Below are 14,840 nucleotides of genomic sequence, written 5' to 3'. Positions count from 1 at the left end.
GCTTTATGTTTTTTATTGTACCCAAAGCAATAGGACAACAGTATGTCATATTATAATCAAGCTGCTAACTTACATAAACACGAAAAAAATCATTTTTTGAATTTTTTGGTATAAATTGAAGGATTTGGCTATTGCCTGGCAAATTATGCGAAATAGCAATAATAAAAGAGGTGCTAAGTTGAATAGTACGCAGGCAGATTCTATTGTTTCATTAATTAATCATGTTTGTATTATGGTTTTGGCTTATGCAGTAAGCCATTCCAAATGCTACTTGGAATGGCTTGACGGACACCGCACCCTTAGAAACAAATCATGTTTAGCGCTCATTTTTGGGCTATTCTCCCTTTATGCGGCTGCAGCAGGAGGCGTAGCTAACGTTAGAGTATTGGGACCAATGCTCGGAGGACTAATAGGCGGACCAGCAGTTGGTATCTGCGCCGGCATCTTTGGCGGTATTTATCGTTTTTTAGATTTGCGCTATGCTGGAGCTTCTGAAATGTCGCTTTCGGCTTTATTAGCAACAATCCTAGCAGGCCTGTCTGGCGGACTGATTTACCGTTGGCAAAAAGGCCAGTTGCCAGGGGTGTGGATCACTGCAATATTTGCCGTTGGTTTTGAAGTATTTCACATGGCATTGACAATAGCTATGGGCTATCAAAATGAAATCGTCATTAAGACAGTAGAAAATGTCGCCATACCAATGATCATTAGTCATGCGGTAGGAGCGACATTGTTTGTGTTTATAACGAAAAATATCATGAGTGCCCGCAATTTGGAGAAAGAGCTATTGCACTTCGACAGGCTTAATTTGGTCGGACAGATGGCAGCAAACGTTGCTCACGAGATCCGGAATCCTTTAACCTCAGTTCGAGGCTATTTGCAAAGAATGCAAATGAAGAATAATTACAATCTAAGCAAAGAACATTGTAATCTCATGCTCGAAGAATTAGATCGAACAAACCAGATTATCAGTGAATACCTGCTGCTGACTAAGGAGAAAGTATCTTACCGGGAAAACTGCTGTTTGAATAGCCTTATAAAAACTCTATATCCACTACTGGATACAAATGCACTTTCTGTTAACTCTACTATAACACTTGCTCTGGAAACTGTTCCAACATTGTGTTTAGATGAAAAGGAAATTCGTCAATTGTTGCTCAACCTAGTGAATAATGGTCTGGAAGCTATGCCGTTAGGTGGCAACATTGTTATTCGAACTTTCCTTGCTCATAGTACAGTTGTATTATCCGTTAGTGATCAAGGGCTGGGTATTCCAACTAAATTAATAGATAAATTGGGGACCCCCTTCCTTACCACCAAGAGTGAAGGTACTGGCTTAGGACTGGCAATCTGTTATCGGATCGCATTTAGACACAATGCGTCCATTAAGGCCGAGACCAGTTCAACAGGAACAACCTTTTCTGTAAATTTTGCGCTCCCCGTAAACTAATCAAACTATATCTATACCCCAAACCTCTACCATTGGTAATGCTGAAACTGGATTTGACTGAGCATATTTACTTAACAGCAATTCTCTGTCCTGAACCGCTGACATATCAAGCTTTCTTACAGCGCCTGGCAATTTTTTAATAGTCATCTCACTCTGATATTCATTTGCAGCCACAAAGCCAAACTTAGGATAAAAGTCCCGAACACTATCATTTGCGAACAGATAAATAGCATCACATTTTGCTTCCCATTCTGCAATGATTGTATTGAGCAGAAAACTTGCCAGTCCTTTATTCCTATATTCAGGGTCTGTCATAACGGTTCCCAGCTGAATATAGCACCTGCTTTTGTTTTGCCACACCGTATTGATTATATTTACGGCGGCATTTGCAATCACACGGTCATTATCCAAAAGCACGTGAGGAGTATAGCCGTCTCCCCAGTATCCATTCTGGTACCATTGTTCAAAACTCAACTCAAATGTCTTTTGAGCCAGTTCATTAAAGCTTCTTCTGATTTGTTCATTGTCGCGGATATTGGCATTATACATATAACCGGTACCGTTCTTATTGCATTGCATCTACTGATCTCCTTAATACGTTTAGCTACTGTACTATCGCTTCTAGCGCAGAAATAAAGATCCTGCCCCTGTTGCTTTCGCTTAAGGTGCAGGATCTTTTCTTACAGCAAAATAAACATTGATACGATGGTAGCGATAATCATGCCGGGCGCATTGCGTTTCGCCAATTCCATTGGCGAAACACCGGCAATAGTGGCACAAACAATCGTTGCTCCGGCAATCGGTGACATGGTTCTGCCAAAGCAGCCGGTTAAGGCAGCGATACTTCCCATATTAATGACTTCCAGGCCGAATTTTTGCGCGTGGGGCGTAACCGCTTCATTAAAGGCAAATGCCGCCGCGTCGCCTGAGCCTGCGATAACCGCTAGCAGGAACGGTCCAAAGGTTGCAGCATATTTGACAATACCGGTAGCATGAGTAAGCAAATCAATGAATGCTTTAACAAGCCCGATTGATGTCATGCCGCCTACAAATACACCTGCGGCAATAATAATCCCCATTATGTTGGCAAAAGCATTGCCCATGCCTTCAAAGAATGCCTTGGTTATTTCCTGCGGCTTTGTCCGGGTGACTGCCAGCGCAATAATCGCTCCAATCAGCATAGCATGGGGCACTCCGACTTTCTTCAGCACCGGGAGCGAACTCACCGTCCCCAGCATCAGCAATACTACAGGCAGCAGCGGGATAATCGCATACAGTAGATTAACTGAAATCTTTTTCATCTCATCTGCTGTTTTCCCCTGACCATATGCCTTGTCTTTGGTAAGATACTTATCGACAATGGCCAAACTGAAGGCACCAATAAGCCCGCCAATAATATCCGCTTTGGCATGTACTGCAATGACGTCCATCGGACCTACACCGGCTAATTTTGCCACAAAAGGATTATGGGACAGACCTGGATTAAGCATCGAGCCGAAGGTTCCGGCAAGTACGGCAGCACCAGCTGTTGCCGGATGCACACCTGACGAAATAAGAATGGGAATAAAGATAGCGCCAACAGCTGCGGCCGCACCGGCAGCGCTGGGCAAAGCAACATTAATCGCAAAGGTAGCCATTACTGCGGCCGGTACTAAAACCGGCCGAATTTTGCGCAAACCATTGCCAAATAAATTGACCAAATGTTTGTCGCACTCCGTCAGCTTCATTACGAAAGCAAATCCCATAACCGAGCAAATTGCCTGAATTAAGGCACCATTGACCATACTTTTAGAAAACGCATCAAATGCCGCCAACGGATCGCCTGCGATGGCTGCCATGGCAATCCCGGCTGCCAAAAGCACCATTCTTGACTCATATTGTTTGACCAGCAAATAGATAGACAGGGCAATGATCACCAGACCAATATAGATCATAACTTCGCCTCCTTACTCCTACTTTGCTAAAACAGCCTTCGTCACTTTATAGAGCAGCTCTGTCGCATGCAGCATGCTGCACTCATCAAAGTCAAAACGACTTGTATGATGTCCGGATGCCAAATCAGCGCCAACCTGGATATAACCGCCCCTGCCACCACGCTCCTGCACAGTGCTCATAAAATGGGCAAAATCCTCAGATGCACCAAAGCTGGAACGCTTCCGCACAGCGGTAAACACAGGCATAGATGCTGCTTCCCGTTCAACCAATTCCGCCATATCAGGACTGCTTTCTCCGCTCTTGGTCCCACCGGCAATTTCCATCCGGTATTGCACATCCCAGGTAAGTGCCGCTGCCCGGATAATCCGCTCCGCCTCCAGACGCATATACTCATCCAGTTCACTGGTAACGCCTCGCGTTTCCAGTTCAAAATAAGCGTTAGGCGGTGTAATATTACGCCCTTGTCCGGCTTTTAATGTTCCAACCGTTATGCGGGTTGCTCCACCGCTATGCCGGGGAATGGCATGCAAGTTTAATGCAGCAGTACAAGCAGCAAGCAACGCATTCTTACCTTTTTCCGGATAAGCACCGGCATGGGAGGGAACGCCCTCATACCAGACATTCAGCTTCGTTGTTGCCAAAAAATCACCAGTGCTTGCAACTAACACACCGGTTCGCTCCGCCTGAAAACCTAAATGAAAACCAAATATGTAATCTACATTATCCAATGCACCTGCCGCGGCCATTGCCCGGGCCCCCCGTACCCCTTCTTCGGCCGGCTGAAATATTAGACGAATATTCCCCTGCCACCGGCTTTTGTCTTTCGCCAGCAGTTCGGCCAGTACCAGGCCCACTGCAGCATGCCCGTCATGTCCGCAAGCATGCATTACCCCCTGGTTTTCCGATGCAAAGCCTTCCTTAGCCGGTCGGTGAGTGCTATCCCTTGCTTCCGTTATATCGTTTGCGTCAATATCGAATCTAAGGGCGATGGTCGGGCCATCACCGCAGTTCAGATCCGCCCAAAGTCCGGTATGCCCGCCTGTCATTTGTGCCACAATAGCTGCATCTGCTCCTTGGGCAATCGCCCGCTCCTGATGTCTGCTTAATGTGTTCGCATCAGGGACCCCCATCATTTCCGCTTTCCTGGTTGCCTGTTCCCCCATCGTAATGTGATAGCCCAGCTCGGTTAAGCGCTTCACGATTGCGGCAGTCGTGCGGAATTCCGTCCAGCCGCTTTCCGGATAGCGGTGAAATTCTCTACGATATGTAAGCAGTTCAGTAACAATTTGCTCTTCAGTTAAATAACCAATGCTATTCATTTCTCTTCCTCCTTCGCATCTAAATGATCAGAAAGATCTTTTTTCAATAGTCCGATTATTCTAATAATAAAGGAGTGTTTCGGCAGGTGTCAATTGTTATTTTAGGATCATTAAAGGATTTTTTCCGTATTTAAATACATAAATATGCGATATTACGAATAGTATATAGGTTCCTTTTTATTAGTCCCTAGTAACGCAGAAAAACAGCTCTATGTTATAATAGCCGTAACAAATACCGGTAAAGTTAGGAAGGAACCAGCATGAGAAAAGTCGGCGTCATTGGACCTGAAGACTCGGTAACCCGCATTCTGGCCGTCAACCAGCACGTTACTCCTTCGCTGCAGCTTATCCCCTTGATCTATGAGGATATTGAACAAGCCCCTCACTTGCTAAAAGAAAATGCTTCTCACATTGATTCCTGGCTGTTTTCCGGACCGGCGCCATATCTAAAGGCGATTCAGCAAATTAAGGACCCGGATAATGTGGTCTACTGCTCCTTTAGCGGTGACGGGCTGTACAGGTGTTTTTTGCAAATTGCCAATACACAGCAGCTTGTTCTCAATGAAATCTCTATCGATATTCCGGAAACGGAAAACCTCCAGGAGGCGATCGGCGATCTCGCTATCCCTTTGCGTGGCAGCCATATACACTCTTTTGGGGCGGACTGCAATGCTGAAAGCCTGGTTGCTTTTCACCTGGCCCTTTGGAAATCCGGTAAAACTAAGGCGGCTATTTCCAGCCTGGGCGCAGTATATAAGGCCCTAACCGCTCTTGGCATACCGGTTTACCGTAATACCGGCACAACAGCTTCGATCCGGAAAGCCCTGCAGGTTCTATCCGAAAAATTGACAACCGCCTATTTTAAAAGCACACAAGTGGGGTTTCAAATTATTGAAATCAGTAATTACGATCAACTTATTGAAAAAATGAACTCGCCTTACGAATTACAACTAGTAGAATTGCAGATTAAGAAGGACCTGCTGGGTCATGCCGAGAAACTTAGCGCCTATTTGCTGGAAAAAGGGCATGGTGTTTATGAGTTATTCAGTTCGCGCGGTACCATCGAGCTTGAATTACCGGCACTGCACAGTGTAATTCGTAAAATCACCAGTGATATCGGTTCCCGGCTGCATGTCGGCATTGGCTTCGGTAATACCGTAGCCTCCGCCCATTCCAATGCCAGCCGGGCCATTCTGCATGCGAAAAGAGGGTCTGCCGAAAAGATTATTATCATCCAGGAAGATGGCGTCATTGTGGAAGCTGCCGATGCCAGCGGTGAATTGTCCTATCCCGATCATTCTGATGATCCCTTATTACTAAATCAACTGCACAATGCCAAGGTCAGTGTTAAAACGTATAAACGCATAGCGGCTACCGCGGATCATCGTGGCTGGACTTGCTTCACTTCTTCTCAACTGGCTGAAGAACTATCTTCATCAGAAAGAAATATCCGGCGTATTCTTACCAGCTTATGCGCGGTGCATTTACTCGAATCAGCCGGTGAAGGTTATACCGCCACCCGGGGACGCCCCAGCCGCCTGTATCGCTTTTCTCCTCAAACTTTGCCACCTTCAGGTAAATAGCATGAATCAGTAATCCTGCACTTCTGTATTCGAAGTGCAGGATTTTTATTTTACTCACGCCATTGCAGATATACGTCATTACTGGTATAAACGGCGCATGCCATTCAGGGCGTTTTTTTTGCATTTGAGCGGTAAGTTTTATCATTTGAGAAGAATTGTCTCGCCTCTAATTATTGCTTCCCTTATGATTTTAACTGGTAGAATAAGACCATTGACCACCCCTCTGCCCAATGGTCTAAAGGTTATAAATGTTACATAAATTATTTTAATTGTATGAATAAGATGGTTTTATATAACTTACAGTGTTTACCTAAAGGAAATTTGTATTTTATCACTAATATTATCCTTTCAATATGATATTTCGTTACTGCAAGTCCAGCAGTGTTTGAAATATAAACAATAGAAAAGGAGTGTTTTGGATGCAAACAGCTCTACAACAACCCATTCAGCAATCCCCTTTTAAGCGTTACGGCCTTATTTTTGGTTTTCTTGCCCTACTTGGCATCATTGCCCTGCCTACACCGGAAGGCCTGCCGGTCGCCGGTCAGCGAATGATCGGTATTCTGATCTTTTCTGTTATTGTTTGGATGACCGACTCTATTTCCTATCCGGTGAGCGCCGCCGTCATTATGAGTCTGATGGCCGTTTTGCTCGGATTATCGCCGGATATTGCTAATCCGAAAGTATTGATGGGCACCAGCAAAGCACTGGGAATCGCCCTGGGAGGCTTTAGCAATACGGCTTTTGCCCTGGTAGCAGGTGCCCTGTTCCTAGCGGCAGCGATGACGCAAACCGGTCTGGATAAGCGCATTGCCCTCTTTGTGCTCTCTAAAATTGGTGCTAAAACCAACCGTGTACTGATTGGCGTTATTGTCGTCGGCTTTATTCTCAGCTTTTTCGTTCCCAGCACTACTGCCCGTGTATCCTGTATGGTGCCAATTGTCATGGGGATTATTATGGCCTTCGGAGTAGAGCTGAAAAGCCGTTTTGCCGCCGTTATGATGATTGCCACCGCTCAGGCTGACAGTCTCTGGAATGTGGGTATTAAAACGGCAGCTGCTCAAAACATGATTGCCGTGGGCTTTATTAAATCCCAACTGGGCATCGATATTACCTGGATGGACTGGTTCATTGCCGCAGCTCCATTCTCCGCTATTATGTCTGTCGTATTGTATTATGTTCTGATGAAGCTCATGCCACCGGAAAAAGATGAAATTGCCGGCGGCAAAGAAGCAGTACACCGTTTGTTAACCGAAATGGGCCCCATGAGCTTCAATGAAAAGAAACTGCTTTTTATTTCCTGCACGCTGCTGTTCCTTTGGGCAACAGAAAAAATCCTGCATGATTTCGATACCTCTACTACCACAATCGTTGCTATCGCCATTATGTTTCTCCCCGGCATCGGTGTAATGGACTGGAAACAGGCAGCCCCTAGAATTAACTGGGGTACCATCATCCTGTTCGGCGTTGGTATCAGCCTCGGCTCGGCACTGCTCTCCACCAAAGCAGCCGCCTGGCTGGCCAAAATCATTGTAAGCGCCTTCGGTATTCAAACCATGCCAGCCTTGATTATTCTGGCCATTCTCGCCGCTTTCCTGATTATCATTCACATGGGCTTTGCCAGCGCCACTGCTTTGGCAGCCGCCATGATTCCCATTATCATCTCCATACTGCAAAGCGTAAAAACACCGGGTATCAACATCGTTGGCCTTACTATGATCCTCCAGTATGTGGTCAGCTTTGGCTTCATTCTCCCCGTTAACGCTCCGCAGAATATGATTGCCTATGGAACAGAAACCTTTGAGGTAAGAGACTTTATCCGCACCGGTATCCCGCTGACAATCATCGCGTACGGACTTATCCTGCTCTTAGGTGCTACCTACTGGAAATGGCTTGGACTAGTCTAACGCTCTGCCCTCCTATACCAAAAACCGCCTGCATTTCCCAATGCAGGCGGCTTGTCATTTCAGACCCAAAATACTTTTCAGTTCTTTGATTTTATTACGGCTGACCGGCACTTCTTCCGAGCGGCTGTCCTTCATTCTCAGCAGATAGGAGCCATGAAACCAGGGGATAATTTCCCTGACCTTATCGAGATTGACCAGATACTGACGATGAACCCGGAGAAACTTCTGTTCACTCAGCAGCTTTTCGATTTCCTGCATGGTAAGAGCTGCCGCATACTCGCAGACCTCCGTCCGGACATACACATCCTTATCTTTCACATACACAAAGACAATATCCTGTTTATCAAGAGGGATAATCTTACTGCCCTGCAGCACACAGATCTTAGCAAGCGAAGGCTTTTCCGGCACGGCAGTCCGCTTGGTGATCGCGCGGATTTTTTCCAAAGCCTGAGCCAGACTAGCGTAGGTAACCGGTTTGGTAAGGTACCCTACCGCCGGAGTAGTAAACGCCTCCAGGGCATGCTCCGGAAAAGCCGTAGTAAAAATGATCAACGGTGGATGAGGCTGGTACGAAAGCATCCTGGCTAACTCCAGTCCCGTCAGTCCCGGCATCTTAATGTCCAGCAACACCAGGTCACAGGTCCTCTGCCGGATATTTTCCAATGCTTCCAGCGAATGGGAAAATTTACCGACTACCGTGATATCTTCCTCCGCTTTTAACAAGTATTCCAGTTCATCACAGATCGGGGCCTCATCATCGACAATGATTGTTCTAATTTTCATAAGCTGCCGCCTCTTTCGAACAGGGTATGCGAATAGTCGCCCAGGTTCCAACACCGGGCCGGCTGTCCAGGTTTAGTCCGTATTCCTTGCCATAGATTGCCTTCAGGCGCTTGTGCACGTTTTGCACACCAATCCCCTCTGCCGTCTCGGCAAACAAATGCTTCACCTTTCCCTCTTCCATGCCAATGCCATTATCAAATACCGAGATGCAGACCGAGTCTTCCTCTTGCAGCGCTGTAATCGACAAATGGCATTCAGACAATTTTGGAAAGAGGCCATGCTGAACAGCGTTTTCCACTAATGGCTGCACCGCCAGCACCGGAATAGTGGCAGACAGAACAGCATCCTGAATCTCCATGGCAATCGTCAAGCGGGACCCGAACCGGGATTTGACAATTTCCAGATAAGCCTTGATCTCTTCCATCTCTTCGGCAATGGTAACAAAATCACCGTGTCTGGCAAAGCTGTATTTCAGCGTAGTTCCCAGATGCCCCAGCAGTTCGCGGGCCAGTTCCGGATTGGTCCGGCAAAAGGACATAATAATATTGAGCGTGTTGAATAAAAAATGCGGGTTAATCTGGGCACTTAAGGCTTTTAATTCTGCTCGTTCCCGCATTTTCCGCTGTTCATCGATCTCGGCCAGCTCAATCTGAACCGATAACAGCTGCGCAATCCCCCGAGCCAGTTGAACATCCATTTCCCCTATTCCGGCCTCTTTGGCGCGGGAAAGCTTGATTGTACCAACCACGTCTCCATGGGCAAGTAACGGCGCTACCACGCCGGAACGCAGCGGGCAGCCCGGAATCGGGCAGCCCCGGTCTTCCGGCGTCCGGATGATAGATAACTCGCCATTATCGATTGTCCGCTTCGTCGAGCGCGTGATAATCGGCTCGCCCGCTTTATGATGGTCGTCTCCTTTACCGACAAAAGCAAGTACCTGCTCTTTGTCCGTTATCGAAACAGCATCTACCTTGGTCAGCTGAAAAATAATATTGGCAGTCTCCTCAGCGGACTTGGCATTGAGTCCATGCCTTAGATACGGTAATGTCCGGCTGGCAATCGCCAGTGACAAATCGGCCGCCTTTGCCCCATGGACCTCCTGCTGCACCTGAATATCCTTGAGAATAAACATAAACACCACTGTTCCCAGTACAGAAACCATCGTCGTAGGAAGCGCGATTTCACTTTCCAGTGCCCAGGCTGCCGCGAAGGGCTTTGAAAAAATCAGCACCATGCCTTTTTGCACAAGTTCGGCCATGATTGCGATTGCCCCAGCTGTTTTCCAGGTCATATTGCCAAGTCCTACCCGATCCCTGATCAAGCCTGCCAATAAGCCCCCCAGAGCACTTGCAACTCCACAAGCCTCTGCCGTAAAACCGCCAATTAAATAACGATGCAAGCCGGAAACCGCACCAACACTGAACCCTACCAGTGGTCCGCCAAGAATACCGCCCATCAAGGTACCGATCAGGCGGGTATTGGCCAAGGCACCTTCAATGGGAATGCCATTATATGTGCCAAACATGGATAGGACTGAAAAAATACTGGTAAGAACAAACCAGCTGCGAAAATGTAACGGTTGATTGACACAATTAGCAATCAGCCTGCTGCGCCCAATCAAATAGGCGGCTAAAGCAAGCAGCGCCATATCGCCTGATAAATCTAACACTAAATCAAATCTCATACCCCACCGCCCAGTTCCAAGACATATGATCCAAGGAATTATCCGAAAATAGTTCTCGTTGAAGGACGGGATTCCCTGCTGAAAGCAAAAAAACACCTGCAGCCCCTTACCGGCTGCAGGTGCGGCAGTTTCTTAACGAACTGCCAGTTCGTAACGCTTGGCAACTTCCTGCCAGTCGATTACTTCAAAAAAGGCTTTAACGTAATCGGCCCGCAAGTTTTTATATTTCAGATAATAAGCATGTTCCCACACATCAATCGCCAGAATCGGAGTCCATGTTCCATTGGATTCCATTAGCGGATTATCCTGATTGGGAGTTGAGGTAATGGCCAGCTTACCGGCGGCATCACTGGACAGCCAGGCCCAGCCCGAACCAAATCGCCCGATAGCCGCTGCTGATATTTTTTCCTTAAATTCCGCAAAGCTGCCAAAATCCCGTTCTAACTGCCCGTCCAGTACCCCCGCCGGCACTTTGCCGCCCTCAGGCGAAATGGTCGAGAAGTACAGATTATGATTGTAAAATCCGCCGCCATTATTTTGAACGGCTGTCCGTAGTCCCGCATCGGCAATTACACTTAAATTCGAAAGAATCTCCGCATCGGTTTTACCAGCCAGCTCCGGCAGCTTTTCCAGTGCCGCATTAAAGTTATTCGTATAAGTCGCATGATGCTTTTGATAATGCGTTCTCATTGTTGCTTCATCAATAAAAGGCTCCAAAGCCTCAAAACCATATTTTAATTCTACCTGTTTCATATAACAAACCTCCTTAAGTGCTATGTAAGCTACGTTTTATTTATTTATATCATACTATTCCGATCGGAAAAATTCAAGTACTTTTTACCAAAAAGATAAATTTTATTGATAATAATTATTTATTAAGACGCTTACTTGTTCTCTAACTAATAAAAAAACTACCAGCCAAATCATTGACTAGTAGTTTTGTGTAAAAAACCATCGCTGTAATTTTATTGCGCAACGATAACACTGTCCCCCTGTTTAAGCTGGTCAATATTGCTGGTAATCACCAGGCTGTCCTGCGGGAGCGGAGTAGTGATTTCCACTTGCTCGCCAATAACTTCTCCAATAGTAATCTGCTGGCTGACTGCTTTCCCTTCAACCGCCAGGAACACATAGTACGCCCCTTTTTCATCCTGGAGCAAGGCCGCAGCAGGCAGGGCGGCTACGGCAGCTTCCTGACCGGTCGCGATCCTCACGCTGGCAGCGGTGCCCGGAGTTAGACTATTTGCCGGTGACTGCAGCAGTTTAAGCTGCGCCATAAATGCGGCAATTTGTTTATCTTTTACTTCCGGATAAATACTGGCTACTTGTCCGGCCAGCTGCTGCTCACCTGCTTGTATAACAGCCTGTGCGCCCAGCTGAACGATATATAGTTCACTTTGTTCCAATGGCAGGACCACTTCCACATCCTGCCCGCTGCCAAGCGCCATAAGCTCCTGCCCTGACGAAATGGCACTGCCTGCAACTGCCACGCTGCCGGTAATAATGCCGTCAATCGGCGCTTGGACGGTAACCGGGCCGCTTGCTACGGTCCCTGCGATTGGACTGCCCTGCTGGCTTTCTATGCCAGCCTGTGCCGCCTGCAGCCGTGTTTCAGCAGCTTCGAGCTGTTTACGGGCGATACCGCCAATCTCATAGAGTTTTTGGTACCGGTTATATTCTTTTAACGCATTTTCATATATTTCCTTGGAGACAGTAGTGTCCGCCACCTGGGAACCGGGAGCTGCCGCAGCGCCATCGCCGCTAAGCTCCAGCTTCATCAGCGGCTCACCCGCTTTTACTGCCTGACCTGCCTGTACATAGACCTCGGTGACCTGCCCTGTTCCCTCACTATAGACAGGAACCTTCGTTGCATACACTGCCGAACCTTTCCGTTCAATAAAGAGCGGCTTATTCACTGTGCTGACAGGAGCCGCCGTGACTGTCACCGGCGTGCGCTGGTTCATTCGCTGCTGGGTAAAATGAATGGCACTGATCAGACAGCCTGCAAGCACCAGTACTGTGATTCCAATGATCAGCTTACGATATTGCTGTATTGATCCCTGCATGTTATCATCTCCAATCTAACGCCTTGGCCGTTATTATAGTCTCACGTTTGCCCAGGATCGTCAAGTCTCGTAATTTGGCAGCGCTTTATCACCTTGGACAGCAGCTCTATTTTCATTTATAATGGTAAAGGCAGTTCCGTCAGACAACAATGAGATTATTTTGGATCACCTACAGCTGCCAAGGAGGTATCGGGTATGCTTAACCCTATTCAAAAGCTGAATCAATTCGTGCCACGGCACGTTTACCTATTATGTGCTATGCTCTTAGCCGCGGTAATTCTCTTCGACCAGTTCCAACTGCAGCCCGTTGGCAGTGCCCAGGTAGTACAGGCAACAGGAGCCTTAACACCTGCAGCCGGCAGTCTGGCAGCCCCGCTTCCCCGTCCGGCATTCGCTCAGCCTGCTGCCGCCCTGACGGCAACACCCTCGATCTGGCCTGCCCGGGGAACAGTCACTTCCAGCTTCGGCTGGCGCATCTCGCCGTTTGGTGACGGCAATGAGCTGCATCCCGGCATCGATATTGCCTATACGATGGGTGCTCCGGTTGTCGCTACCGCCGACGGAGAAGTTATCATGAGCGGACCGGCAGGCGGCTATGGCAATCTGGTGCAGATTAATCACGGCAACGGTATCAGCACCCTATACGGCCATAACTCACAGCTTGCTGTTAAAGCCGGTCAGACCGTTAAGAAAGGGCAGGTTATTGCTTATGCCGGCAGTACGGGAAAAAGTACCGGCCCCCATGTGCATTATGAAGTCCGTGTAAATGATACCGCAGTGGATCCAATGAAATATCTCGTACAGTACTAGAACGGTAAAAAAGCCAGCCTTGCGCCTCAATCCTTTGAGACCATGGCTGGCTTTTTCATATATTCATCATTTTTATATACTGGTCAGGGCGAACTAGCTCCATTTGCAGTTTTTCTTTGGTAGTGTCAGATACGGATTGACCACTGCCAAGCTCAAAACCCGCTTGCTTCACATAGCCTAAATATTCCTCGACAACAGCTTTCAGTTCCGGATTACTGGCTTTAAGAAGCTTACCGCAATTCCTGTATATTTCCACCACCGGGTTAGCGGACTTGAAGACTTCTTTTATGGTCGCGAAGTTATTCTCACCGGGAAACCCAGCGTTGGAGATCACCACTGCTTCAGGAAACTTCATTCTCACATTCATATCATACCGCCCCTCAGCCTGAGTGGCCACCGGACAGCGCAAAGGCACCAGGCGGTCGACAAAGTTCTTTAGTGCTGCCGTCATATTCCAAGTGTAAACAGGCGTAGCCAAACAAATTATATCGGAAGACATATACTTTTCCAGAAGCAGCTCCATGTCATCATTAAAAATACAGCGCCCCGGTGTTTTAAACCAGCAAGCAAAGCAACCGGTACAGTGATTAATATTCTGATTGATTAAAAACACATTATCAACTGCCGCCCCTGCTGCTTCAGCGCCCTCCAGAAACTTCTGCACAATCACATGCGTAGCGCTTTTCTCTGCCTGAGGGCTGCCGTTAAAAGCTGTTATTTTCATTGTCCATTCCCCTCTTTCTTGTTATAGAGCAATGCTGTTTTCAGCGTTAGCATTGCCGCAAATTCAGTATAAAGCACCATTCAGCGCTGAGCAATGAACGCACCGTAGAGTCAGTTTAAGGCTAAGGGTTACTTATGTTACGCCTTATCCTACGAGCTGAAAAGCGGTGTACAGCCAAAACCGCCGATACGTATATTTCAGAATCCACATTGATCCTACGGGCAAGGCACCATACACATAACTGATCATCTCGTAGAGCGGGTAGGTGGTTTCATTATTTTCCTTTATTTACTGTAGTATTAACCTGCATGAACCAAATTAATCTTAACCAAATCTGCCAGGAATAAAACAAGGCGAGCTGCCGAAAGCTATATATTAAGATTCAAACTCAGCCGAATTATGATGAGAAAACAGGAGGCGATACCATGTCTAAACCCGAAGCTTACCCTGTAGATCTGCCTGAATCTCCTAAACGGGAAAAAAATGATGACAGCAGTTTGACTGAGCCACTTTCAGGATCAAAAAAAGTCAAAAATAGAAACCACACCGGCCATCGCCACGGAGAAGGCTCTTAAGGTA

Annotated in this window: 13 protein-coding genes; 5 read left to right on the top strand and 8 right to left on the bottom strand. The window is 47.2% G+C overall.

The genetic code is table 11. The annotated features are described in order from the left end of the window. The first annotated feature begins 178 nt into the window (after positions 1-178). Positions 179-1,450, top strand: a complete 1,272-nt coding sequence (locus EV210_RS11255) for a LytS/YhcK type 5TM receptor domain-containing protein (RefSeq protein ID WP_165898877.1) — start codon at positions 179-181, stop codon at positions 1,448-1,450. Here the strand turns inward: EV210_RS11255 and EV210_RS11250 are convergent, their stop codons facing one another. The 3 genes from EV210_RS11250 to EV210_RS11240 form a co-directional block, all read right to left on the bottom strand. After that, positions 1,451-2,029, bottom strand: coding sequence for a GNAT family N-acetyltransferase (locus EV210_RS11250; RefSeq protein ID WP_132080177.1), 579 nt, complete (start codon positions 2,027-2,029; stop codon positions 1,451-1,453). Between the two features lie 101 nt (positions 2,030-2,130). Further along, positions 2,131-3,384, bottom strand: a complete 1,254-nt coding sequence (gene dcuC / locus EV210_RS11245) for a C4-dicarboxylate transporter DcuC (RefSeq protein WP_132080174.1) — start codon at positions 3,382-3,384, stop codon at positions 2,131-2,133. An 18-nt stretch (positions 3,385-3,402) separates the two neighbouring features. Beyond that, positions 3,403-4,704: an amidohydrolase gene (locus EV210_RS11240; RefSeq protein ID WP_132080171.1), complete on the bottom strand. Its 1,302-nt coding sequence runs from the start codon at positions 4,702-4,704 to the stop codon at positions 3,403-3,405. A 260-nt stretch (positions 4,705-4,964) separates the two neighbouring features. On the opposite strand from EV210_RS11240, the gene EV210_RS11235 reads away from it, so the two are divergent. Together EV210_RS11235 and EV210_RS11230 are read left to right on the top strand one after the other, a co-directional pair. Further along, positions 4,965-6,287, top strand: coding sequence for a hypothetical protein (locus EV210_RS11235; protein WP_132080168.1), 1,323 nt, complete (start codon positions 4,965-4,967; stop codon positions 6,285-6,287). A 419-nt stretch (positions 6,288-6,706) separates the two neighbouring features. Then, positions 6,707-8,194 carry a DASS family sodium-coupled anion symporter gene (locus EV210_RS11230; protein WP_132080165.1) on the top strand — a complete coding sequence of 496 codons (1,488 nt, stop codon included), beginning with the start codon at positions 6,707-6,709 and terminating at the stop codon, positions 8,192-8,194. Positions 8,195-8,248: 54 nt separating this feature from the next. Here the strand turns inward: EV210_RS11230 and EV210_RS11225 are convergent, their stop codons facing one another. From EV210_RS11225 to EV210_RS11210, 4 genes are all read right to left on the bottom strand, one after another. Then, on the bottom strand, positions 8,249-8,977 hold the full coding sequence (locus EV210_RS11225; RefSeq protein ID WP_132080162.1) for a LytR/AlgR family response regulator transcription factor: 729 nt from the start codon (positions 8,975-8,977) through the stop codon (positions 8,249-8,251). Beyond that, positions 8,967-10,661: a LytS/YhcK type 5TM receptor domain-containing protein gene (locus EV210_RS11220; RefSeq protein WP_132080159.1), complete on the bottom strand. Its 1,695-nt coding sequence runs from the start codon at positions 10,659-10,661 to the stop codon at positions 8,967-8,969. The genes EV210_RS11225 and EV210_RS11220 overlap by 11 nt, the downstream gene beginning before the upstream one ends. A gap of 132 nt (positions 10,662-10,793) precedes the next feature. Continuing rightward, positions 10,794-11,414, bottom strand: a complete 621-nt coding sequence (locus EV210_RS11215) for a superoxide dismutase (protein WP_132080156.1) — start codon at positions 11,412-11,414, stop codon at positions 10,794-10,796. Between the two features lie 212 nt (positions 11,415-11,626). Further along, the gene (locus EV210_RS11210) at positions 11,627-12,727 is read right to left on the bottom strand and encodes an efflux RND transporter periplasmic adaptor subunit (RefSeq protein WP_132080153.1); all 1,101 of its coding nucleotides are present in this window, start codon (positions 12,725-12,727) and stop codon (positions 11,627-11,629) included. A 195-nt stretch (positions 12,728-12,922) separates the two neighbouring features. Here EV210_RS11210 and EV210_RS23455 point away from each other — a divergent pair, with 195 nt between their 5' ends. Further along, the gene (locus EV210_RS23455) at positions 12,923-13,537 is read left to right on the top strand and encodes a M23 family metallopeptidase (protein WP_132080150.1); all 615 of its coding nucleotides are present in this window, start codon (positions 12,923-12,925) and stop codon (positions 13,535-13,537) included. Positions 13,538-13,592: 55 nt separating this feature from the next. On the opposite strand, the gene EV210_RS11200 is transcribed toward EV210_RS23455, so the two are convergent. After that, entirely contained in the window at positions 13,593-14,261 is a 669-nt protein-coding gene (locus EV210_RS11200) for a flavodoxin family protein (protein WP_132080147.1), read from the bottom strand. Positions 14,262-14,686: 425 nt separating this feature from the next. Here EV210_RS11200 and EV210_RS11195 point away from each other — a divergent pair, with 425 nt between their 5' ends. Then, a complete protein-coding gene (locus EV210_RS11195) occupies positions 14,687-14,836 on the top strand; it encodes a small acid-soluble spore protein P (protein ID WP_132080144.1) in 150 nt (49 codons plus the stop codon). The last annotated feature ends 4 nt before the right edge of the window (positions 14,837-14,840 follow it).

It is taken from the genome of Anaerospora hongkongensis, from assembly GCF_004339805.1.
Classification (GTDB): domain Bacteria; phylum Bacillota; class Negativicutes; order Sporomusales; family DSM-15969; genus Anaerospora; species Anaerospora hongkongensis.
Note: the sequence above shows the minus strand (reverse complement) of the source record. Positions and strands in the feature narration are given on the sequence as shown.

Excerpts from the sequence above, each read along its gene's own strand:
- EV210_RS11250 (WP_132080177.1), bottom strand. The coding sequence starts at position 2,029 with ATGCAATGCAATAAGAACGGTACCGGTTATATGTATAATGCCAATATC.
- dcuC (WP_132080174.1), bottom strand. The coding sequence starts at position 3,384 with ATGATCTATATTGGTCTGGTGATCATTGCCCTGTCTATCTATTTGCTG.
- EV210_RS11240 (WP_132080171.1), bottom strand. The coding sequence starts at position 4,704 with ATGAATAGCATTGGTTATTTAACTGAAGAGCAAATTGTTACTGAACTG.
- EV210_RS11235 (WP_132080168.1), top strand. The coding sequence starts at position 4,965 with ATGAGAAAAGTCGGCGTCATTGGACCTGAAGACTCGGTAACCCGCATT.
- EV210_RS11230 (WP_132080165.1), top strand. The coding sequence starts at position 6,707 with ATGCAAACAGCTCTACAACAACCCATTCAGCAATCCCCTTTTAAGCGT.
- EV210_RS11225 (WP_132080162.1), bottom strand. The coding sequence starts at position 8,977 with ATGAAAATTAGAACAATCATTGTCGATGATGAGGCCCCGATCTGTGAT.
- EV210_RS11220 (WP_132080159.1), bottom strand. The coding sequence starts at position 10,661 with ATGAGATTTGATTTAGTGTTAGATTTATCAGGCGATATGGCGCTGCTT.
- EV210_RS11215 (WP_132080156.1), bottom strand. The coding sequence starts at position 11,414 with ATGAAACAGGTAGAATTAAAATATGGTTTTGAGGCTTTGGAGCCTTTT.
- EV210_RS11210 (WP_132080153.1), bottom strand. The coding sequence starts at position 12,727 with ATGCAGGGATCAATACAGCAATATCGTAAGCTGATCATTGGAATCACA.
- EV210_RS23455 (WP_132080150.1), top strand. The coding sequence starts at position 12,923 with ATGCTTAACCCTATTCAAAAGCTGAATCAATTCGTGCCACGGCACGTT.
- EV210_RS11200 (WP_132080147.1), bottom strand. The coding sequence starts at position 14,261 with ATGAAAATAACAGCTTTTAACGGCAGCCCTCAGGCAGAGAAAAGCGCT.
- EV210_RS11195 (WP_132080144.1), top strand. The coding sequence starts at position 14,687 with ATGTCTAAACCCGAAGCTTACCCTGTAGATCTGCCTGAATCTCCTAAA.